The 23,672-nt window shown below is 46.2% G+C and carries 17 protein-coding genes; 5 read left to right on the forward strand and 12 right to left on the reverse strand.

From position 1 onward, the window contains the following. The first annotated feature begins 131 nt into the window (after positions 1-131). Positions 132-797, forward strand: coding sequence for a DUF1361 domain-containing protein (locus E5260_RS12090; protein ID WP_003641070.1), 666 nt, complete (start codon positions 132-134; stop codon positions 795-797). A 75-nt stretch (positions 798-872) separates the two neighbouring features. On the opposite strand, the gene E5260_RS12095 is transcribed toward E5260_RS12090, so the two are convergent. The 4 genes from E5260_RS12095 to E5260_RS12110 all read right to left on the reverse strand — a co-directional run bounded on the left by E5260_RS12095 (position 873) and on the right by E5260_RS12110 (position 5,669). Further along, a complete protein-coding gene (locus E5260_RS12095; protein ID WP_003641069.1) occupies positions 873-1,385 on the reverse strand; it encodes a MarR family transcriptional regulator in 513 nt (170 codons plus the stop codon). 138 nt (positions 1,386-1,523) lie between these two features. Continuing rightward, positions 1,524-3,653, reverse strand: a complete 2,130-nt coding sequence (locus E5260_RS12100) for a cation:proton antiporter (protein WP_003641068.1) — start codon at positions 3,651-3,653, stop codon at positions 1,524-1,526. A 33-nt stretch (positions 3,654-3,686) separates the two neighbouring features. Continuing rightward, the gene (murB, locus tag E5260_RS12105) at positions 3,687-4,595 is read right to left on the reverse strand and encodes a UDP-N-acetylmuramate dehydrogenase (protein WP_003641067.1); all 909 of its coding nucleotides are present in this window, start codon (positions 4,593-4,595) and stop codon (positions 3,687-3,689) included. Positions 4,596-4,766: 171 nt separating this feature from the next. Continuing rightward, entirely contained in the window at positions 4,767-5,669 is a 903-nt protein-coding gene (locus E5260_RS12110; RefSeq protein ID WP_003641066.1) for a Gfo/Idh/MocA family protein, read from the reverse strand. 321 nt (positions 5,670-5,990) lie between these two features. On the opposite strand from E5260_RS12110, the gene E5260_RS12115 reads away from it, so the two are divergent. Both E5260_RS12115 and E5260_RS12120 read left to right on the forward strand, forming a co-directional pair. Beyond that, a complete protein-coding gene (locus tag E5260_RS12115) occupies positions 5,991-6,755 on the forward strand; it encodes an exodeoxyribonuclease III (RefSeq protein ID WP_024971412.1) in 765 nt (254 codons plus the stop codon). 62 nt (positions 6,756-6,817) lie between these two features. Further along, a complete protein-coding gene (locus E5260_RS12120) occupies positions 6,818-7,354 on the forward strand; it encodes a 3'-5' exonuclease (protein ID WP_003645814.1) in 537 nt (178 codons plus the stop codon). A 223-nt stretch (positions 7,355-7,577) separates the two neighbouring features. Here E5260_RS12120 and E5260_RS12125 read toward each other — a convergent pair whose 3' ends face one another. The 4 genes from E5260_RS12125 to E5260_RS12140 all read right to left on the reverse strand — a co-directional run bounded on the left by E5260_RS12125 (position 7,578) and on the right by E5260_RS12140 (position 10,363). Further along, positions 7,578-8,093 carry a GNAT family N-acetyltransferase gene (locus E5260_RS12125; protein ID WP_003641062.1) on the reverse strand — a complete coding sequence of 172 codons (516 nt, stop codon included), beginning with the start codon at positions 8,091-8,093 and terminating at the stop codon, positions 7,578-7,580. A 5-nt stretch (positions 8,094-8,098) separates the two neighbouring features. Further along, entirely contained in the window at positions 8,099-8,560 is a 462-nt protein-coding gene (gene tsaE / locus E5260_RS12130; protein WP_003643982.1) for a tRNA (adenosine(37)-N6)-threonylcarbamoyltransferase complex ATPase subunit type 1 TsaE, read from the reverse strand. Between the two features lie 109 nt (positions 8,561-8,669). Continuing rightward, positions 8,670-9,647 (reverse strand): phosphate acetyltransferase, encoded by a 978-nt coding sequence (pta, locus tag E5260_RS12135; protein WP_003641060.1) that lies wholly within the window; start codon positions 9,645-9,647, stop codon positions 8,670-8,672. Between the two features lie 23 nt (positions 9,648-9,670). Continuing rightward, positions 9,671-10,363, reverse strand: coding sequence for a uracil-DNA glycosylase (locus tag E5260_RS12140; RefSeq protein ID WP_015825217.1), 693 nt, complete (start codon positions 10,361-10,363; stop codon positions 9,671-9,673). A 115-nt stretch (positions 10,364-10,478) separates the two neighbouring features. Between E5260_RS12140 and E5260_RS12145 the strand changes: the two genes are divergently transcribed. Then, positions 10,479-11,348 carry a Cof-type HAD-IIB family hydrolase gene (locus E5260_RS12145; RefSeq protein WP_003641058.1) on the forward strand — a complete coding sequence of 290 codons (870 nt, stop codon included), beginning with the start codon at positions 10,479-10,481 and terminating at the stop codon, positions 11,346-11,348. Between the two features lie 23 nt (positions 11,349-11,371). Then, positions 11,372-11,935, forward strand: coding sequence for an LURP-one-related/scramblase family protein (locus E5260_RS12150; protein ID WP_003641057.1), 564 nt, complete (start codon positions 11,372-11,374; stop codon positions 11,933-11,935). A 273-nt stretch (positions 11,936-12,208) separates the two neighbouring features. On the opposite strand, the gene E5260_RS12155 is transcribed toward E5260_RS12150, so the two are convergent. The 4 genes from E5260_RS12155 to smpB all read right to left on the reverse strand — a co-directional run bounded on the left by E5260_RS12155 (position 12,209) and on the right by smpB (position 23,651). Continuing rightward, positions 12,209-12,943 carry an amino acid ABC transporter ATP-binding protein gene (locus tag E5260_RS12155; protein WP_003641056.1) on the reverse strand — a complete coding sequence of 245 codons (735 nt, stop codon included), beginning with the start codon at positions 12,941-12,943 and terminating at the stop codon, positions 12,209-12,211. 2 nt (positions 12,944-12,945) lie between these two features. Continuing rightward, positions 12,946-14,382: an amino acid ABC transporter substrate-binding protein/permease gene (locus E5260_RS12160; protein ID WP_003643977.1), complete on the reverse strand. Its 1,437-nt coding sequence runs from the start codon at positions 14,380-14,382 to the stop codon at positions 12,946-12,948. Between the two features lie 392 nt (positions 14,383-14,774). After that, positions 14,775-22,721, reverse strand: a complete 7,947-nt coding sequence (locus E5260_RS12165; RefSeq protein WP_003641054.1) for a bacterial Ig-like domain-containing protein — start codon at positions 22,719-22,721, stop codon at positions 14,775-14,777. A gap of 459 nt (positions 22,722-23,180) precedes the next feature. Beyond that, positions 23,181-23,651, reverse strand: a complete 471-nt coding sequence (gene smpB, locus E5260_RS12170) for an SsrA-binding protein SmpB (RefSeq protein WP_003641053.1) — start codon at positions 23,649-23,651, stop codon at positions 23,181-23,183. Positions 23,652-23,672 lie beyond the last annotated feature (21 nt).

Below are 23,672 nucleotides of genomic sequence, written 5' to 3' on the forward strand. Positions count from 1 at the left end.
GTTCTCGCGGTGCGATTTCAGCAGAGCCTGCGCTTTTTAGCTAGATTTTGAATAAATATTAAGCTTGATGTTATTTAATATTGCTTGATTAATATTTCTGTTAGAATTAGTACCAGAAGGGAAGTGACTAAATGACTAAGTTACAGCGGTGGTTTGTGCGACTCACATTCTGGGGATTTTTCATCTTCGCAGCAGTCGACTTGCACGGCGCGTTCCATTTTCTATTACTTAATTCAATTTTGGCTTATGTCCCGATCGAGCTGAGTTTTTGGCTGACACCCCGACGTAGCCCGCTATTATTTTGGCTGATTGCGGTCATTTGGTTGCTTTTCTATCCGAATGCACCGTACTTAATGACTGATTTATTCCACCTCAGCCTATTGAAGCCGTATGGCATCAACGGTCTCTTGCGCTTCGACTTACCGATGTGGCGGGATTTCGCTTACTTGGTTGGGCCAATGATGGTGTCTACAATCATTGGTACCTGGGGCGTTGACCGAATTGCCCAGCAACTGACCCAACGTTTACACTTCCAGCGACTCCCTGCTAGTTGTGGTATCATCTGTGCCGCACTCTTCCTATTTGCTAGTGTCGGTGTCTACGTTGGCCGATTCCTCCGACTGCACTCCATCTACTTACTAATTACGCCACAGTACATTGTGAAACAATTAGTTGAAATGTGGTCGCTAAAGATGCTCGCTTTTGTCTTGATGATGTGGTTACTTCAACTCCTCATCTACGCGGCTTGGCGATTCACGATGCCAACGGTTCCTCATCAAACACCGGATAAGTCCTAGCGTAATCAAAAACACCGTTTGAACTGATTTGATAATCGGTTCAAACGGTGTTTCTTATTATTAACTAAATATTAGCTAATTCTTCGTCTTAGGATCACTATATTCGGTATGCCGCCCCCGCTTATCATGCAACCCACTGAAGCCACTGAAACCCAGTTCGGTAGCCTTTTGTTCCGCATCGTTGATATAACGCAACGTATCGCTTGCCCGTTTTTCACCATAGACTTGGACCCATTGATGAAAACGTTCCTCGGAAGCCGTGGTGATTTCCTGTTCCACTTTATGACCAGCAGGTGTTAACGATAAGTACTTGATTCGGCGATCATGCGTATTCGTGGTTTGTTCAATGTACTTCAAATCTAATAACACGTTGATTTGACGTGCAATCGCACTCCGTGAAACCCGCTGCTCTTTCGCAATCTTGACCAACGTCAGCGGCTCCTCACTTGTTGCAATCATCCGCATAACCGTGTAGGCCTCAAACGTTATCTTATACGGCCGGGTCGGCACTGAAACGAAGTCCCCGACATATTTTAAAATATGCATATAAGTGTCCACGAAGCGTTCATGAATTTCTGATTCTGTCATAATGATGTTTCCCCCTGTAAGGCTGCCCTTATTCGTCCGCTTAAGTAATGATTAATTTGCAAACCTAACCATTCACCGTCAATACTACTCTAACATCATTATAACCTAGAACTACTGATTTACAATCTAAAAAGTTAACTAATCTTCATCGGCCTCAATATCATTGAGCATCAATAAGTTCTCCGAGTAATTAATGAACTGCCGTAACTTTGCCGCGGTGCGTAAACTAATTTGTCCACTCTCTAACAAATGCTGTACACCCGCACGTTCGGCACCAAGACTCTTGATGCGTAGTCCATGCAGCTGTTGTTCATAATCATCACGTGATAACGTGTGATCATTTTTCGCATTCTCGATGCGATTCCGGTAATGAACGATCAAGTGATACAGAGCCTGGCGATCAAACTGTTGCTCATCAACGTTGGCCCGTTTGAGATACTGCGACAACGCTTTAATAGCAGCTTTAGAAGCTTCACGCTGAATATCCAATAACGCCACTCGTAATTCTTCGCTATCGCCAGGTGCTAACCATAGTCGAATCCCTTGCATTGCACGCGTCAACAACAACCGTAATGAGCGCAGTGTCGGAAGCCCCTGTCGATGTGTCGCCTGTAAGAAACGTTGTTCGCGCCGATCGACACGCCGCAAGTAGACCTGTCCAGCTAACTTACTAGTTTGTTTATTGGCAATCATTTCTCTAACTGCTGCCCGTTCACCATTCAGTGCCACTAAGCGAAGTTCCAATTCATCTGTCAGCATCGGCGCCAACTCATCCGCAGTCTGCGACGCCACTTCTAGACGCCGAATCTGAAACTGCTGGTCCAGGATCAAATCATAGGCCGCACGTTGGTTAGCTGGCCGCCGATGTTCTTCAATATTTTGAATCGCTAACTGTAAGATATAAATGCGGGCTTGCTTGTATGTTAACTGTGGTAATTGCCCACTGCTATCATCACCGTCATCCGTTCCGTCTGCCAAGACCGCGTCGTCTTCATCCGGACTGGATCCCCGAGTAACAAAGGGGAGTGATTTGGCCGCCATCAATGGCAAAATAGCCGCAGCAGCAACTAAACTTACAATGATGACTCCAGCCGCAATGAACAGTACGAGCGCACGTTCCGGAAAGGCTTTGCCCGAGGCCACCACGGTTGGAATCGTGAAGACCCCAGCCATCGTAATGGCCCCCCGCACACCTGATAAACCGGACAATGCTGCAATTCTGAGACTAGGTTTGGCCTTCTTGTGATGTCGTAACCAGTTGAACAACATGTAAGCGTATGTCCAAGCAACCCGAATCAGTAACAAAATCCCCCAGACGATTAAAACGTCAAAGACCGCATGAAACGTATTTGTATGCGCGCCTTTAATGGTTGCTTGCGTTGCTGCCGGCAATTCAATACCAAGAATCAGGAAGACGATCCCATTCAATAAGTAAACAACCACGTTCCAGACCCGTTCCGTCACTAATCGTAATTCCGGCGCATCTTCACTTTCATGTGAATTTTGCAAGTGCGATAATACCCCGGCCGCAACAACGGCGACAACACCGGACGCGTGGAACCATTCTTCAGCAATGAAATAAATTGCAAACGGCGTGAGAATCTGTAACACCACGTTGAACACGATATCGTTGATACCCTCTCGTCGTAACACGTCCCGAATGAGTTGAATGATCGTGATCAGCGCCAGCCCAACGGCCAAACCGACCAGACTAATATAGAAGAAATCCCCAACAGCTTCACCGAGTACAAACGTACCGGTAACCGCTGCTGCTAACGCATATTTGAACCCAATTAACCCACTCGCATCATTAATCAGGCTTTCGCCACTGACCAAGTGCAAAATTTCTTTAGGTAACTTGACCCCTTCCGAGATCGACTGCACGGCAATCGGATCAGTTGGCGATAAAATGGCCGCCAACGCGATTCCAACAGCGAGCGGAATCGTTGGGATCAATACGTGAATCAAAAAGCCACCGAGAATGGTGGTAATAAAGACGAGGACGATTGCATTCGCAAAAATTGCCCCGCGTAGTTCCCATAATTCCTGTTTTGGAAATTCTCTGCCATCGTTGTACAGCATGGGCGCAATAAAGACGAGCATAAACCAATCCGTTTGCAATTTTACCTGTACATTTAATAATAAAGCCACTCCCAGACCCAGCCCGACTTGAATTAAACTGACCGGGATTGCGACTAGATAGTGGCTCAATACATTCGACAGCAGCACTAAACATGCCAGTAAAATCACTAATTCGATAATCGGCATCTAGTGGTTGCCCCCTTTGTTAAATTGACATAACTAACCTTGAACGACGTCTTCACCAATGATCCGGACTTCCGTCTGAAGATGGACGCCAAACCGTTCAAATACAACTTTCTGGACGTAGTGAATCATATCCATATAATCGGTCGCTGTAGCGTGATCGACATTGATAATAAAACCCGCGTGTTTCTTAGAAACTTCAGCACCACCGATTCGATGGCCCTGTAAGCCAGCATCATGAATCAGTTTACCAGTAAAATACCCAGTTGGTCGCTTAAAAACACTCCCGCATGATGGCCATTCCAACGGTTGTTTGGCTGCTCGCAACGTATTCAATTCGTCCATCCGCGCTTGAATCTTAGTCTGATTACCTGGCTTGAGACCAAACGTCACCGATACGACAATATCATCATAGTCCTGGATCGTACTGTGGCGATAGCCAAAATCTAATTCGTCATGATCCAGGGTTTTAAGCTGACCCGCTGGCGTCAAAACCGTCACCGTTTCAACAACTTCACTCATTTCGCCGCCGTACGCACCGGCATTCATGAAAATCGCACCCCCGACACTACCGGGAATCCCAGCTGCGAATTCGAGACCAGTCAAGCTAGCCCCACAAGCAACCTTAGTCGTCGCAATAATTGCGGCACCCGCTTCAGCAACAACTTTGGTGCCACTCGCATGAATTTGCTTCATGCGGGTGAGAATGATCGTTAATCCACGGATACCACCATCTTTGACAATCAAATTACTGGCATTACCAATCACGGTTAGTGGTAAATTTTGCTCATTGGCAAACGTAATCAGAGCTTTCGTTTCGCTGATTGACTTTGGAAACGCAACGTAATCGGCGGGACCGCCTGTTTTAGTATTCGTATAATGACTTAGTGATTCATTTTTTTTAATTTCGATGGCTGGAAAAGTGGCCAAGACATCTTTGGTCATGGTGAAAAGTTCCTTTCGTGTTTCGATTTAATTCACTTACGTTAATAATCACTTTAACCGCATAGCGTTTTTAATTTAGGCCGACGTATCAAGCACCGCAGCATTGAAACGCTATTGAAACGATATAATCAGGTTGAAATTTGTAAGCCTATCAGTTAATTTTAGCACTTTTTAATCACTTAATAAATGACGGCACACCGCGTGACTGGTAATTGCGCCAGTTGGGTCGACTGGATTAGGCCCGTGCGTTGTTACCGCCGTCAGAAAAGCACGGATCAGCGGTGCAAATCCTCGCTTTTCCAATGTCGGTGTCCAATCCGGAAAAGCCGTCGTGGTAGTTGTTGCCGTCGTCATCACGGTTTTAGTACTTAAATCAGTCACAGACGCACGTTGCCCCGTCGTTTGGACTGTCACTTGTTCCAGATTGACCCCACCGTACATATTCGTGATAACTTCTAATTGCTCATGAGCCGTCTGCACCGTCAAATAGCCTTGCGCCAACGCGCCAGTTGCCGTCGTCGTCAACCGACCACTAGTGTGTTCAAGTGGTTCATCTAACAAGAATAGCCCCGTATCGACCATGTGGATCATCAGGTCGAAAACCGCCGTTTCAGGATCTTGACTACCCACTTCGCGAACTTTTTCAGCCACTAACATCCGTTTGTCAGGCAATGCCTTCAATTGCTGATTAAAAGGAGCAAAACGCCGATTAAACCCACAAGTCAATAACAGGTGCCGCGCCGCAGCCAAATCATACAAACTTTGGACCACCTGAAGATCAGTCGCGACTGGCTTATCGACATAAACGTGAATCCCAGCTAATAACAACTGCTTGATGATTGCTGCATGCGTGTCCGTGGGAGTATGCACAAATACGGCCGCCGGTTTAACTGCCATTAATTCCTCAAGGGTCGCATGGGTGTGTTGAAACCCATACATCGTCGCTAGTTGTGCTCGTTTTTCCGGATTACGCGTCGTTAGATGAAATTCATACTGGTCTTGCATCGCCGCCATGACGGGTAAATACGCCTTTTGAGCAATGTTACCTAAACCAATGACCCCAATTTTTAACATCGATATTCCTCCAATTTTATCATCAATCTTCTTTTAGCTACTACTGATTGCTCCGTGGCACACTGATTTAAATCATTCAGCGTCCAATTCATGCCAGTGATTGTTAGCTGGAAAAACGTGCCATCACTGAAAGCCAAAGATACCCGCTCGGACGCGCTGAAACTAGGCCAACCAAAGACACCAGCATGCTTTGTCACCCTATCGCACATCTATCCGCCGTGTCTGGCTTTAATCACGGCGCACTGATTCAATTGTCATTAAAATAACCAGTGGCTGCCGTGTTACAATATGAGTAAATTACTTGAAAGGTCTGAAACTCACGTGAAACTTATCTCTTGGAACGTTAATGGACTGCGTGCTGCTGTCAAACACGGCTTTGTCATGACTTTTAATGAGCTCGATGCCGACTTTTTCTGTGTACAAGAAACGAAATTACAGGCGGGCCAAATTGAACTGGACTTCCCAGGTTATTATCAATACTGGAACTATGCCGAGCGCAAGGGTTATTCGGGTACGGCGATTTTTACCAAACACGAGCCGCTCAATGTAACTTATGGTATCGGTGTACCAGAATTCGATGACGAAGGTCGCGTCATCACCCTTGAATATGCGGACTACTACGTCTTGACGTGTTACACTCCTAATTCAGGCGGTGAATTAAAACGTCTCGACTATCGGCAACAGTGGGAAGATGCTTTTCTCACATATATTAACAGTTTGAGTGCCAACAAGCCGTTGATCTTTTGTGGTGATCTTAACGTGGCCCACGAAAACATCGACTTGAAGAACTGGCGTAGCAATCACCATAGTGCCGGCTTCACTGACGAAGAACGGACCAAGTTTGACCGCCTCCTTGCAGCGGGCTATACCGACACATTCCGGCATTTCTATCCTGACCAAACCGACATTTACTCATGGTGGAGTTATCGTGGGCATGCACGTGACAACAATTCTGGTTGGCGAATTGACTACTTTATTACGTCACAGCAATTAGACAGTCAGCTCCTAAACGCCCGCATTCATAATGAAATTTTTGGTTCCGATCACTGTCCAGTGGAACTCGATATTATCCTTCCGAACCATTAACTTGAAAATTAACGAGATTCTTTGTACGATAATCCTATTCTTTAGAAACGGTGGTGGCAACTTTGAACTTTGTCGCAATGGACTTTGAAACGGCGAACGCGAAACGCGACAGTGCTTGTTCACTGGCGCTAACGGTTGTCCGTAATAACCAAATCAGCGATGAATTTTACACACTCATCAAACCAGAGAGCGATTTTTTCTGGCGGAACGTCCAAATTCATGGGATTCATGAAGCAGATGTCGCAGACGCGCCCAAGTTTCCAGACGTTTGGCAACACATTGCACCATTCTTCCAACGCGACCGCCTCGTAATTGCGCACAACGCGCCTTTTGATATTGGTGTGTTACGCAATACGCTTGCCCACTACGGCATCAGCGCGCCGGAGTACCTATCCATGGATACCGTCAAGACCAGTCAACGGTTCTATCCAGAATTGCCTAATCACAAGCTGGATACAGTCTGTCAAGCACTGGATATCGACCTGCAGCATCATCATAATGCACTAGATGACAGCCTAGCTTGCGCCAACATTTTACTCACCGAAGCGCAAGCTTTTGGAACTGAGCAACTCAAACCTTTCGTTCGCGTTCAGGGTTAAAATTAAATTTATGCAAGTCCAGCAATAAGATGCTGGACTTTTTTGTTTACGCATCGCTACCGATTATCAATACTCGTAGACAGCTTATCAATTCCCCCAACCGACTGGGAGATGAGCCAATCATTCACAAGCCGTCGCCGGTTAGACCTGGTTCGTCAACGCTTAAATTCCGGCCCATCTACTATCAGAACCTGTTTGCCGTCAGTTCAGCGAATCCCGGATTTCAAACCCAGATTCCCATATCAATAGCTGGAACCCGTTTGCCGGTTGGGTCAACGACATCATAGCTCGTTGCCGTACAATTTTCGAACCCAAGATGCTGGTACAGCTTCACGGCACGCACATTTCGTAACTGGACCGTCAACACGAGGCGTTCCAATGAGCTATAGTTACGCGCCCAATCTAAGACTTCCTCAATCAAAGCAGTCCCCAGACCCATGCCCCAAAATTCTTTAAGTACCGCTACGCCAACTTCACCTTGCGCCGCACTAAAATCCGTACTAGCTTGCACGGTGCTCACACCAATCAACCGTGAATCTAATGTCGCAACGAAAATAATGTTGGTCGTTGTGCCATTGATACGCTCAATTTGCGCCTGTTCATCCGTTTCACTCAAATCCTCAATGCCTTCATCAACAGTGAAAGTATTACTTTCACGTCCAAGCTGAGCTAGTAGCGCTAATAATTGTGCTGCATCCGCGACTTCAGCAGGCCGTACATCAACAACTTCTTCTGCCATGGTTGTCACTCCTTCAATTGATCAACCAGTCGTTGATAGTGTTCACCAATGGGCTTGAAGGTTATTACCCGCTGGTCATCGGCATCAGTGTCCCGGCTAATTGCAATTCGCAAGTAAGTCGTCGGTAAGAGGTCGGCAATAAACTGTGACCATTCCACAACACTAACGCCATCACCATCAAAGTATTCATCTAAGCCTAAATCTTCCGCACCGCCATCTTCCAAGCGGTAAACATCCATATGATAGAGCGGTAGTCGCCCCTGACGATATTCCCGGATGAGCGTAAAAGTCGGACTCTTAACGTTATTAGGAATGCCCAGGCTTTTTGCTAACCCCTTTGTAAAAGTTGTCTTACCAGCACCTAAATCACCATCTAGTAAGATTAAATCACCAGGTTGCACTAATTGGCCAAGTTTGGCCCCGATTGCCATGGTTGCTTCCGGCGACGTTACCGTGATTGATTCCATATTCTTCCAACTCCTCATCCAAATTAACTGTTCTTATTATAGAAAAAACGAAGGAAACTTCAAAGTACAAGCTCTGAAGTTTCCCTCGTTTAACAAACTAAGTGACCGTTTAAGCTAATCCTTGGGCTGCTGTAATAATCGCAACCTTATAAACGTCTTCTTCACTGCATCCACGTGACAAGTCGGAGACCGGCTTGTTCAGGCCTTGCAAGACAGGACCCACCGCTTCAAAATGACCAAATCGTTGCGCAATCTTATAGCCAATATTACCAGACTGAAGCTCTGGAAATACAAAGACATTGGCATGACCAGCTACTTTGGAACCAGGAGCCTTTTGCAAACCAACTTTTTCAACGAAGGCCGCGTCAAATTGAAGTTCACCATCGATAGCCAATTCCGGTTCAGCAGCTTGCGCCTTGGCCGTTGCTTCTTGCACTTTAGTGACCATTTCACCCTTAGCCGAACCCTTAGTTGAGAAGCTGAGCATCGCAACTTTCGGGTCAATATCGAAGACCTTAGCAGTAGCCGCACTCTGAGTGGCAATTTCCGCTAACGTATCGGCATCGGGATCAATATTGATGGCACAGTCAGCAAAGACGTAGCGTTCCTCACCCTTTTGCATGATAAATGCACCCGAGATTCGGTGTGAACCGGGCTTGGTCTTAATAATTTGTAACGCTGGCCGTACCGTATCACCAGTTGGATGGATTGCACCTGAAACCATCCCATCCGCTTTGCCCATATAAACGAGCATCGTGCCAAAGTAGTTTTCATCTTCCAGCATTTTAGCCGCTTGTTCTGGCGTATTCTTACCTTTCCGCCGTTCAACGAGGGCATCAAGCATTGCTTGCTTATCTTCAGCCGGGTATGTCGCAGGATCAAGGACTTGAACGCCTGTTAAATCCGCATTCAAATCGTTAGCCACAGCCTGAACTTTGTCCGTTGCACCTAAAACAATCGGCTTAACCAAGCCGTCTGCAGCTAATCGCGCTGCCGCACCGACAATTCGGGGTTCAGTTCCTTCAGGGAAAACAATTGTTTGATCTTTACCAGTAATTTTTTGTGCTAATGACTCAAATAAATCCATGTGATAACCCTCCAATAAATTAATTAATGCTCAAGATTGACGTGCTCTGGTAACTGCCAATTGATTGGCTGTTCGCCGAAGGATGTTAACGCAATGTTCGTTTTTGAAAATGGTTTGGACCCAAAGAATCCGCGATAAGCTGAAAGCGGACTCGGATGAGGTGCTTGTAGCACGACATTCGTCTGGGTATCAATCAGCTTAATCTTGGACCGAGCCGCCTTACCCCACAAGATAAAGACAACCGGCGTCGATCGTTCCGATAAACGCTGAATGGCAACGTCCGTAAGTCGTTCCCAGCCCTTACCAGCGTGTGAAAAGGCCACACCATTTTGAACAGTCAGCACGGAGTTCAATAACAAGACTCCCTGCTTGGCCCAACTTTCCAAGTAACCGTGGTTGACGGGCGTACACCCAACATCATTTTGCAATTCTTTATAGATATTGACTAGTGATGGGGGCACTGCCACGCCCGGTAACACTGAAAAACTCAGTCCGTGTGCCTGACCAGGACCATGATACGGATCCTGACCTAAAATAACGACCTTCGTGTCAGCAAATGGCGTCCATTCAAAGGCCTGAAAAATATTATACATATCTGGGTGAATATTTTTCGTTCGGTATTCATTTTTCAAAAATTCGTGTAATTGGTGGTAATACGGCTTCTCAAACTCTGGTTTTAAGACGTCCCACCAGTCCGTGTGAATAAACGCTTTCATCCTTAACACCTCTCGTTTTATTGTATCATAACCAAAACCACTAATGATAATAATTCTGTATTCAGACGTAAACATGTTAGAATGTAATTATTAAAACAACTAAGGATGTGACAACATGATTTCGATTATCGCCTCTGATATGGACGGAACGTTACTCAACAATGAAATGGTCGTTTCCGATTTTAACGCTAATGCCATCCGTCAAGCACAACAGCAAGGCGTGCACTTTATCGTCTCCACCGGCCGCCGATTTTCTGAAGCTCAGCCACTACTGGCCGCTCAAGGCATCACGGCACCTTTGATTACGTTAAACGGTGCCGAAGTATACGACGCTTCTGGCAAAATGCTCGACATGGTGCCCATAACCAATAGCGTGGCCCGCACCGTTTTTCACACGCTAACCTCACAAGGTTACTATTTTGAAGTCGTAGGCAACGATGGTATTTACTCTAACAGTAAAGCCAAGCGAATCGAACAAATTGCACATCTCCTAACTAACCTGAATCCAGATACAACGTTCAAAATTGCGGTATCGCTCGCGTCAGCCCGCTTAGAACTTATGGACATCAATTACGTGGACAACTATAACGAGTTATTGGATGATCCAACTAAGCATGTCATGAAGATTATCGCTTTCAGCGAAGAAGGGCCCGCTAAGCTAAAACCCCTTAGTGATGAAATTCTGGCAAAACATTCGTCCCTCAAAATCACATCTTCATCCGCATCAAATATCGAAATCAATAATATTAATGCGCAAAAAGGGATTGCAGTCGAGCGCTATGCGAATATGCTGAATACCCCAATGAGCGATGTCATGGCGATTGGTGATAATAATAATGACGTCTCCATGCTCGAATTAGCTGGCGTAAGTTACGCTATGGGTAATGCCAGTCCCGAAGTCAAACAGCTGGCCCGCTATATCACTGATACAAATGTCAACGATGGTGTCGGCAAAGCAATCTTAGAAGTGCTTGCCAAACAATAGTTTCCGGAAAACGGAGGTTGAAGATGCGTAAATTATATTTCAGCCGCAATAGCTTCGCCCAAGGTGCCCGGATTGTTCGCGATGCGCACAACCAATCTCACTATCTCTTAGTTGGTCGGTGGGGGCGGCGCCAAGACGCGCTCAGTTTATACGCGATCCAAGGTGAGCTACTTGCCGAAATTCGACAAACAACCCTCGGATTGTTGCCAAAATTCGATTTATACTATAACCGTCAAAACGTCGGTTCTATTAGTAAAACGCTGGGCTTCTGGCATGAAATGCTCTATGTTCGCAAGCTTCGCTGGATTATCATGGGAAGCTTGAGTGCCGAAAACTACCGCGTTTATCATGGTACTGAATTAATCATGACGATGCGACCAGTTGTCACCACTAACGGTGAAGCATTTGAATTAGCAATTACTGATCAATCCACAGAACCACTGTGTATTTGCATTGCGGCGATCCTGGATCACTGGCAAAAGCCGACCAACCGCGCGCGGACACCAGTTGCGAAAAAGGGACTCAATGTTAGCTTTGGTGAAAGTAATTATACATTGACACCCCGTAATAAGGTGCCCCAACACTAAATAGAACTAGCCATAAAACAACGGCCACCCCTGTTTCGGGATGACCGTTGTTTTTAGTTAAGTTGGCATAACTAGTTTGCCAGCTTAACACCCTATCAAAGTTGACGTGCCGATCAAGTTGCCCATATCACGGTATTCACTAGTTAATCGTCCTCAGAGCAACACCGCTTCATCTGCTATGCAAGCACGTTACTACAGAATAGGCGCGCCAAGAATTAAACCAATTCTTAGCGCGCCTATTTTACGGGTTATTTTATTATGACCAGCCGATACTTAAACGTTGATCACTTTTTGTAAGAAATCTTGTAACCGGGGACTTTGTGGGTGTTCGAATACATCCTCAGGCTTCCCCGTTTCTTGAATCAACCCATCCGCCATAAAGACGACCCGGTCGGCCACTTCCTTGGCAAAGCCCATTTCGTGCGTGACCACAATCATCGTCATACCATCTGCGGCTAATTTCTTCATAACATCCAACACATCCCCGACCATTTCGGGATCCAGTGCTGAAGTTGGTTCATCAAACAACATGATTTTCGGATGCATGGCTAGCGCTCGAGCGATGGCCACCCGCTGCTTTTGCCCACCAGACAAGGACTTAGGCATGGCATCCGCCTTATCGGACAAGCCGACCGTAGCAAGTAAGTCACGCGCCGTTTTCTCAGCTTCCTGTTGACTTTCCTTTTTGAGTTGAGTCGGTGCTAAGGTAATATTTTGTAACACTGATAGGTGTGGAAATAAGTTAAAGTGTTGGAACACCATCCCAATATTTTCACGGACCAAATTAATGTTAGTCCCCTTGTCAGAAAGATCGTAACCGCTAATGACAACTTGCCCTTGTGTTGGAACTTCCAAGTCATTTAAGCAGCGTAAAAACGTACTCTTACCAGAACCAGATGGTCCAATCATGCAGACTACTTCGTTATCTTGAACTTCAAGGTTTAACCCTTTCAAGACTTCGTTATCGCCGTAGCTTTTATGCAAATCTTTGACAATTACTTTCGCCATGCTTAGTTAATCCTCCTTTGAACCCAGTTAGATAACCATGTTAATAACGTAATGATAATCAGATAAATAATCGCAATCATTAACCAAATCTTAAAGCCTTCGAAGTTCCGGGCAATAATCAACGTCCCAGTTTGGGTTAATTCAACGATCCCAATAACGGATAGAATTGACGTATCCTTCAGCGTGATAATAAATTGGTTAATGAACGACGGAATCATGATTCGAATTCCTTGGGGCATAATAACCTTGCGCATAGCCGTCCAGTATGGCAACCCGAGTGAACGGGCCGCCTCCATTTGACCATCGTCGACCGCGGCAAAGCCCCCCTTAACAAAGGCTCCGGTATAGGCCCCTTCGTTAAGCATCAACGTAATCATCCCAGCAACGAACGCGGGAATCTTAAAGCCGTGCCCAATCAGGTCTGGGAACCCAATGTAAATAAAGAAGGCCAACACCATCAATGGCATCCCACGGAAAATATAAATAATCGTACTGGAGATGGCCGGACCAAGTTTACCCGGCATAACGCCTAAGACCCCAAGAATCAGTCCGAGGATCGTCGCTAAAATAATTGAAATAACCGTTAATTCCAAGGTCATCCATAACCCTGAGCCAATCGTATCCAAGTTTTGGGTGAACAAGCCAATAAAGGTCCGACTGCTTGCGTCTTCACCCGTTAAGGATGCTTCACTAGACTTCAAGTACTTGTTAATGATCTTTTTGTAAGTACCATCCGCTTTAATCGCTTTGAGACCCGCGTTAAATTTCTTTAACAGTTCCGCGTTTTTACCTTTTTTAACTGCGAAACCATAGTCGCCGGCCTCGTGTTGCTTGGAAACAATCTTCAACGCGATGCCATTCTTGATTCCGTATGACATCACGGGATAGTCTTCAAAACAAGCAGCCGAGTTGCCGACCTTAACATCGTTATACATGTTATTCGAGTCATTGAAATACTTGATTTTGAAGCCGTACTTGCTCTGAATCGACTTCGCATAGGTTGCACCAGCTGTCCCCGTTTTAAGGGCCACGGTCTTACCTTTCAAATCTTTAAACGTTTTGACCTTGCTATCTTTAGCCACAGCCATGACCACCCCGGAAGTATAGTAAGCGTCTGAAAAATCAAACGTCTGCTTCCGTTCAGCCGTAATATTCATTCCGGCAATTACCCCATCAACTTGGTTCGCACTAAGCTGCTGAACAGCGGCACCGAAACTAAGCGCTTTTAATTTATAATTGAAATTTTCTTTTTTGGCAATTGCCTTCAAAATATCGATATCAATTCCCTTATACTTACCACCCTTGACCTGAAATTCGAACGGCGCAAAGGTTGTATCCGTCGCAATCGTATACGTCTTAGCCTGGGCCTGGGTACCAATCGCAAACCAGCTTCCCAACGCTGCTAACAACATGACAACTGCAACTTGCCACTTTCTCATCGACGAGACCTCCTCAAATAGTTTACCGGAACGGTATGTCATAAAATATAACATAATTCATGTCTCGCGACCAATTCAATTTTTTATACTTTTTTAATTTAGCTTTAATGATGTCGCTATCATCAGCTGTTTACTTAATAAAATAAAGTAAATAGTCATTTCTAGCAAAGATTCTGATGAAAGTACCCCCTTTTTATGTTTTAAAATTTTGTTCAAGCATTAATCACTGCTTAACTGAATACTTGACACTAGATTCATCAACCCGCGCAACCAGCCGTTAAGTCCAAACAGCAGCAGTTAACAAAACGGACCAATTCAAAATGAATCGGTCCGTTGCAAGAAATCGCTATCAATTTTAGCTAATCGATGAACTTAACACGCCAATCGTACGCTTAATCCTCATGCGTATGCCGCCGACGTCCTAATCCCATTAACCCTAATAATCCCGTTAATCCGAGTACTACCGCGCCTTGTTGTGCTGAGCGGTCGCGCTCGCCCGTCTGTGGCAGTGTGTCAGCAGTCGTGTCAGTTACTCGTGTCACAGGTGTCGCTGCTGCTTTGGCTGCGCTAGTATGCTCATTGTTGGCCGGTAGAGCTGGCTCAGCGGTCGTCTTGACCTTAGTCTGTGCACGAGTAGCCGCGGCCGGTTGTTGCTTTGTCGTAATCCGATCATCAACGCCCCAGTCGACGGTATGACCATCCGAATCGTTAGGTCGCTCACTCGGCTTCGGTGTTTCACTAGGATCAGCGATACCTGCATGATCATTGTTGTCAGGGTTAGTCGTCTCACCATGATCATTGTTGTCAGGGTCGGTCGTGTTAATGTGATCATCTTCCGGCAAGACAACGGTCACCACAGCCGTTTTAGTTAACTGATTACCGGCAACATCAGTATAGTGGTAAGTCAACGTGTACTGGCCAGCGCGTTGCGTGTTGACCGTACCATCGACCGCGATATCGGCTAATGTCAGTGCTTGGCCCTGGGCATCGGTTGCACGTTCAAAATTATCCTGAGCAGTCCAAGCGTTTCCAACGGTCAACTGACTATCACGCACTTGTAGCTGGGCCTGACTAGCCAATACATTGATGCTCGTCGTGACAGTAATCAAATTACCCGCACGGTCCATGTAACTTAGTGTCAGTGGGTAATTGCTGGCCCGCCGTAAGTTCAAGGTACCATCTACAGTCACCCGCTGGCGCTGCGCCGCTGTCAGCAACGTGCCATCCGCTGCCAAACTCGTTGACCAGTCAACACTATCATTCAGTGACCAGGTCGTCTTAGGGCCGGCAATCACGGTAACTGGCCGCGTACTGATTTTAGCCTGCGTGGCAACGGTTGTCACTTGGACCAACGCCGTTTGTTGTTGTCCCAGCGAGTCCGTGTAAACCAGTTGCACAGTTTGTGGCTGCCCAATATGGGCAACCGTTAAGTCTGGCATCGCCACGACTGTAATAGCGGCATTATTGACCGCAATCGGCTGGCCCATACCATCAGTAATCGTTCCAATACCCTGATGATAATCCCACTTGGCAGTCGGACCCGCGATGACCGTTTGTGGCTGAGTCGTTAATGCTGCTTGGTCGACTGTCACCGTCGTAGTCGCAGTTTTTACGTTGCCCACCTCATCAGTATATGTCAGGGTGACTTGTTGTTTCCCAGCCTGTTGAGCATTGATGGTCGTCATCGTAACACTTTGATAATTTTGACTAGTCTGGCCCCAAGCGTCCGTTAAACCAGTGACTAGATCCGCAACCGTTAATTTTCCGACAACTGCAGGCCAGATCACCTGATCAGCACTAGTCGTCATGTGCGCCCGTGAGGCGACTGTTGTGACCTCCGCCGTGGTGGTTTGGGTCAATCCTAATTCATCAGTGTAACTGAACGTAACGACTTGAGGCCGCCCCACCATGGCTGTACTCAAGTCCGGGCCTGTCAAGACTTTAAGATTGGCATCACCGACATTAATCACTTCACCGGCAGCATTCGTCACGGTTTTAAAGTTCGTCTGATAATCCCAATGGGCAGTCGGCCCGGCAACCGGTCGAGCGGTTTGGGTCGTTAAGGCGGCTTGATCAACCGTCACTTGGGCAGTTGTTGTCACCTCGTTGCCGTAATCATCGGTATACGTTAGAGTCACCGTTTGGGCACCAGGCTGGCTGGCATCGACCGCACTCATCTTGACATTGGTCAAAGACGACACTTGAGTGCCATCCGCGCCGGTAATCGTTTGCAAAAAGTTGGCTGGCGTCAGTTGCCCCGCATCTTTGGCCCATACAATCTGTGCCGGACGTGGCACGAGTGCCGCCTGTGATGCCGTTAAGGTCAAAGTGGCTGACACAGTATGCGTCTGTTGCAGATCATCCGTGTACATCAAGGTGACCGTTTGCGGCTTATCGATCATTTTAGCCGTCAGTTGCGGGCCGGTTATGACCGTAATTTTAGCTTGATCAGGATTCAACTGATGCCCTTGCGAATCCGTAACAGTTGCCAATTGTTGCCGATAATCCCAAGTCATACTTGGTCCCCAGATTTGAGTCCGGTTCTGACTCTCCATCTTGGCCTGATCAACCGTTACTTTTACAACGGTACTTACTTCGTTACCAGCCGCATCCGTATAAGTTAATGAGACGGGTTGAACACCTGGCCGAGTCGCGTCTAGCTTAGACATCTGAACGATTTGATAATCAGTCACCGCTTGTCCAGAGGCGTCCGTTAAGCTCGTTACAAGGTCATTAGCCGTTAGTTTTGCCGCGGCATCCGGTTGCAGGATAACTGCTTTCTTGGCCGTTAACGTAGCTTGTGAGGCCTCAGCTGTCACCATTGCCGTGACCGACTGGGATTTCCCGAGCTCATCCGTATAAATCAGTGTGATCAGCTGTTGTTGCCCGACTGAATCAACATTCAGATCTGGCCTGTTCAACACTTTAATTGTCCCCGGTTGGACGGTAATAAGTTGCCCAGCTGCATTCGTCAGCTGACTAATACCGGCTTCGTAACTCCACGTTGCCGTCGGGCCGGCAATTACCGTACTTGGTTTTGTCACTAGCTTTGCCTGGTCGACTGTCACATTGGCATACGCGACGGATTGATTACCCGCAACATCCGTGTAAGTCAACGTCAAACGTTGCTGCCCCGCTAACTTGGAATCCAGCACACTCATTTCGACATTGTCGTAATTTGTAATCAGATGGCCTTCAGCATCGTATAAACGATCAACTAAGTCCGTTGCCGTCAGTTGTTTAGCTTGATCAGGCCAAATAACCTGGTCAGCAACAGCCGTAATCTTCGCCTTTGAAAGCGTCGTCGTTACAATCACGTCGGTCGTGTGGACCTTACCCAGACTGTCAGTATAGGTCAACATGACCGTCTGTGGCTTGCCAGCCTTTGCCAGAGTTAAATTAGGCGTTGTGGCTGTAATGTCAGCAGTATCGACATCAATTGTCTTTCCGTTGGCATCGATAACTTGAGTGACACTGTCACGATAATCCCAAGTCGCCGCTGGACCGGCAATTGGATGCGTCGCTTGACCAGTGATTGTGGCTAAATCCACGATCACAGTCGTCGAATCAGTCATCTGATTGCCATACGCGTCTGTATACGTTAACGTCACGGTTTGTGGCCCGATAGCTTGAGCATCAAAACCGCTCATCGTCACATCATCAAAATTATGAATTTGAAAGCCATCCACATCGTACAGTGCCGACACTAGCGACGACGCAGTTACCATGTTCGCGTTTTCCGCTAAAATTACTTGCTTGGAAACGGCAGTAATGGACGCTTTTGAAGCCGTGGCTTCGACATTGGCAGTCTTTGTGTGTACTTGTCCTAAATCATCGGTATATTCAATCACGATTGGATACGTACCAGCCACACTTAAATCTGGATGTTGAACGACCGTAATCTTAGCATTGCTTAATGTTAGCGATTGTCCCTTAGAATCAGTGACGGCTTTGATGTTATCAGCATAGTTCCAAGTCGCCTTAGATCCCGCCACTTGAGTGTGATTTTGAAGCGTTAGCGTTGCGAAATCCACGGTTACAGTCGTCGAAACAGTCGTTTGATTGCCATACGCGTCCGTATACGCTAACGTTACTGTTTGTGGTCCGATAGCTTTAGCATTAAAGCCACTCATCGTCACATCATCAAAATTATAAATTTGAACGCCATCCGCATCGTACAGTGTCGACACTAGTGACGACGCAGTTACCATGGTCGCTTTTTCTGCCAAAATCACCTGCTTAGAAACGGCAGTAATGGCCGCTTTTGAAGCCGTCACTTCAACATCGGCAGTCTCTGTGTGCGCTTGCCCTAAATCATCAGTATATTCAAGTACAATTTTATAAGTTCCAGCCACACTTAAATCTGGACGTTGCACGACCGTAATCTTGGCATCGCTTAATGTTAGCGACTGCCCCTTAGAATCAGTGATGGCTTTGATGTTATCAGCATAATTCCAAGTCGCCTTAGGTCCTGCCACTTGAGTGTGATTCTGAAGCGTTAGCGTTGCGGAATCCACGGTTACAGTCGTCGAATCAGTTGTTTGGTTACCATACGCATCCGAATACGTCAGTGTCACGGTTTGTGGCCCGATAGCTTTAGCATCAAAACCACTCATCGTCACACCATCAAAATTCGTGATTTTGTTTCCCGCCGCATCAATTAACTCGCTGACCAGGTCAGTTGCCGTCAGCTTTTTGGCTTCATCAGGTATGATAATCTGGTCAGCAACAGCCGTGATCTTCGCCTCTGAAAGCGTCGTCGTTACAATCACGTCGGTTGTGTGAACTTTACCCAGACTGTCAGTATAGGTCAACGTAACCGTCTGAGGCTTGCCCACCTTTGCCGGAGTTAAATCCGGCGTCATGGCTGTAATGTCAGCATCGCCGACATCAATTATCTTTCCGTTGGCATCGATAACTTGAGTGACGCTGTCACGGTAATCCCAAGTCGCGGTTGGACCGGCAATTGGGTGTGTCGCTTGACCAGTGATTGTGGCGAAATCCACGGTGACTGTCGTCGAATCAGTCGTTTGGTTACCATACGCATCCGTATACATCAGTGTCACAGTTTGTGGCCCGATAGCTTTAGCATCAAAACCACTCATCGTCACATCGTCAAAATTCGTGGCTTTATTTCCCGCCGCATCAATTAACTCACTGACCAGGTCGGTTGCCGTCAGCTTTTTGGCTTCATCAGGTATGATGATCTGGTCGCTGACAGCCGTAATCTTCGCCTTCGAAGCCACCGTGTTGACAACCGCAGTGACTAAGTGTTCTTTGCCCAACTCATCCGTATAACTGAGTGTCACCGTTTGGTCATGGCCGACCATCGCAACACTTAAATCAGGTTCAGTAACGACTTTAATATCAGCGGTTGCGAGATTATCAAGCAACTTTCCATTTGCATCCTTGACCCATTCCAAACCAGCTAGATAGTCCCATTTAGCTTTAGGCCCCGCAATTGGATTCGTTAGCTTGGTCTTCAAATCTGATTGGTCAACCGTTACTTTGGCATAAGCTGTCACTAGATTGCCAGCTTCATCCGTATAAGTAATAGTAACGGTCTGCGCGCCACCCTTGCTCGTGTCAATTGAACTCATTGTGACATCTGTTAGGTCGGTGCTAGTATCGACGGGGTTCCCGTTGGCAGCCGTGATTGTCACCAAATCGGCGACTTTTAATTGAGCAACCTCACTGGGCCAAATCGTTAACGGCGCCTTGGTTGTAACTTGTGCCCGAGAAGCAACGACTGTTACTTGAGTTGGGACGCTGATGACATTGCCCAACGTATCCGTATACGTGAGTGTGACAGTTTGCGACCCAATCTGCGTTAAATCAGGTTGCTGATCAACCACAATGTTAAGTCCGTCTAAACTAACCGGATTCCCATCAAAATCAGTGACACTCGTAACATACTGGCGGTAGTCCCAACTCGAGTTTTTGGGTCCTTTAATGATGGTACTATTACGCATTGTTAAGTCGGCCTTAGTTGCGACCATCGTCACCGTAGTGGTTGTCGTGTGAACCATGCCAGTAGCATCATCCGTATACGCCAGTGTAACCGTTTGTGTGCCAGCTTTACTCGTATCCAAGCCTGTAACCGTAGCCGTCGCGAGTTCGTCGGCACTTAGCTTATCGCCGGCCGCATTGCGGGAGTTATCCGTGTCGATTAAATCATTAATCGTATACGTTGGCTTAGCACCCATTTTGATCGTCAACGGTTTACCAACTAGTTTGCCTTGATTTACCGCTACCGCAACCGTACTAGTTTGCTGCCATACTTTGCCATACGCATCCGTATACTGCAAGTCAACTTGATAGGTACCGGTAGTTTGAGTGTCGACCGTCGTTACAGCAGTATCGCCGTTCACGCTAATCACTTTGACGACTGTGTCAGCGGTCGCATAAATATCAGTCCCATTCACATCTTTTAATGTTGCAACACTATCGGCAACTCGCCACGTCGTCTTCGGCCCGGCAATTAATCCGGTTACATTCTTGGACGTGAAATCAGCATAGGATGGGCTAGTTTCCCAGACCCAAGTGATTGTATCGGCTGGATTATCGACGCCATTATACAAAGCCATTAACTCACTCGACGTATACGTCTGGGTGGCATCAGCTTGATTGACCCATTTACCGGTATAGCCAGTTCCAGTTGGAATGTCTGGCAATGAACTACCGACTAAATATGTTTTTGACCCAACCGTTAATGCGTTTAGGTTCATGGGCAACGGATTCCCGCTACTATCTTGATTCAAAAACATATCATGATCTGCAGGTTCCTTATTCATATCAGCTTCAGTGACTGCTGCAAAGTTAGACATGTCCAAACTCGCAATGTTGATTGCCTTTAATCCAGGGGTTCCCTCAAACATAAACTTAGTACTAGTTAACGTACTGCCCGTCTGCCAGCCCGTTATATCAAGATCAGTGAGATTGGTATCATTTAAAAACATCGATGACAACGCTGTAACATTCAACAAGTTCCAGCCATGTAAATCCGCCGTTGTTAAACTCTTATCTCCATTGAATAACCCATCTATATCCGTGACCATCCGCACATTCCAAGTACTTAGAACAATACTGATCAAGGCCGTGTTAAATGAAAACATTCTTTTTAAGCTCACTGGTTGAACCGTATTCAACTGCCACTGACTTAAATCATAAGATTGAACTCGCGAGTCACTGGCGAACATAGAGTCAAAGGACGTACCAGAACTGACATTCCAATGCGCTAATCCTGAAAAGTCAGCAATCTTAGTTCCCATAAACATCATTGAAAAGTCAGTGACTTTCGAAGTATCCAGATTTTCAAGGCCATCAATACTGGCCAAATTTGGATTATACCGGAACATATAACTAGTATCAGTCCCCGCATTAATTGGACCATCAATCACTACTTTCGTTAACTCACTGCCAAAATCCCCCGGTACGTCGCTGACATCACCCACTCCGGTCCAATCACCAGCATGAATCGTCAACACACCATCATCTGTGTACTGCCAGGCACTTGTTCCCAGAGTCCCAGTTGAGACAACAGTTGCGGGTGTGGCGGCTCGCGCTAATAGTGCCCGATTTAACTGGACTTTATCGTTAGTCGTCGTAATTGTATTAGTTGTGGCAGTTACAGCTATCGGACTAGTTTCTGAATCCACAACTTTTTCAGTTTCATTAGAATCTTTCGAGTCTGAGTCACTAATACTGGCCATTGTGCTAGTACTTGGCGATGCGACACTTGAACGATTAGTTTGTAGTGATTCATCAGCCACCACCGTGTCCGTCACATTAGATTGAATGCCACTCTCAGAGCCCGTTCCTTGATCATTTTGATAATCAGAATTTTGTGTTGTGACTTTCTGTGAACTCGATGCGACACTTACTGAGCTGTTTGACGTTTGGTCCAAACTGTCGCCAGAACCAGTTTTAGCCTGACTGCTTGCTGATGCCGAATCAGAGGTACTGAGATTACTGGTTGCGTTTTCATTTTCTCCTACTGCCGTAACCGGTTGTTCAGTCTTTGAGTCAGTAGTGGTGCCACTAACCGCCTGTTTTTTTTGAGCACTAGTATTTGTTGTTGCCGCATTAATCGCCGTCGCACTAGACTGAGTCGTTGCCCCTGTTGTACTAGTCGTAGTAGTCCTTAAAACCTGTGAGTTGGATGATGAGGATGCCCCAGCAGTGGTCGTAGCTGCGGTGGCTGCGGTCGTCGTTTCCGTATCTGCTCGACTTATCAGTGGATTCAGAGTAAAGGTAGCCACGGTAATACCAGCAAATACCCAGAAACGTCCCTTTTTATACATTTTATAATGCTGCTTGCTCGTTATAAATCTATTCATACATGTCCCCCCAAGAATCCATGCAATAAATCATATCAAAATTAACTTATTATCAATTTGAGTTATACTAAATCTGATTAATATCAGAATAATAACATTCTCCAAAGTTTAGCATCAATTATATTTATTGAATCAATTAATAAATAACGCGTTTAACTATCAATACAATTATATGCTAACATAATTACCGACTAAGTCGCAAGTGCTTGTACCCGACCTTTCGCAAAATATTTATAGCCTGATAACTATTTTGCTAGTATCTAGAACATTTATAACAGTGAGCACTACATCAGTACATATAAAATATATGCTTGCCGTCGTCCGTCCACGGCACAGAACCACCAACAACACATACTAAAAAAGGTCTTCCAAGAATCGAATTAATTCTTGGAAGACCTTTTTATGACGCTGCCATACTCGTTGTATGGTGCAGCGATGCAACGCTAACGTAATCGATGCCTAGTAATGTTTCATAACCCGGTCGATTTGACGCTGTTGTTCGCGTTTCTTGATATCTTGCCGTTTGTCGTATTCCCGTTTCCCGTGAGCGACTCCAATTAAGACTTTCGCAAATCCATGCTTGAGATACATCTTAAGTGGAATAATCGTCACACCCTTAGTCATCGTTGCTGCACCTAGCTTACTGATTTCTTTCTTGTGCAACAAAAGTTTCCGGGACCGCAACGGGTCAACGTTATAACGGTTACCCTCTTTAAACGGACTAATGTGAACGTTTTGCATCCAGGCTTCACCGTTGCGAACTTGAACGAAACCATCCTTTAAGTTGACCCGCCGATCGCGAACGGATTTGATTTCCGTCCCCGTCAGCGCAATGCCAGCTTCATAGGTTTCCTCAACAGCGTAGTCATGGCGTGCTTTCCGATTTTGAGCGAGGGCGGTATCTGGGTGCTTACCGTGTTGTTTGGCCATTGCCGCACATCCCCTTACTTA

The organism is Lactiplantibacillus plantarum, from assembly GCF_014131735.1.
Taxonomy (GTDB): domain Bacteria; phylum Bacillota; class Bacilli; order Lactobacillales; family Lactobacillaceae; genus Lactiplantibacillus; species Lactiplantibacillus plantarum.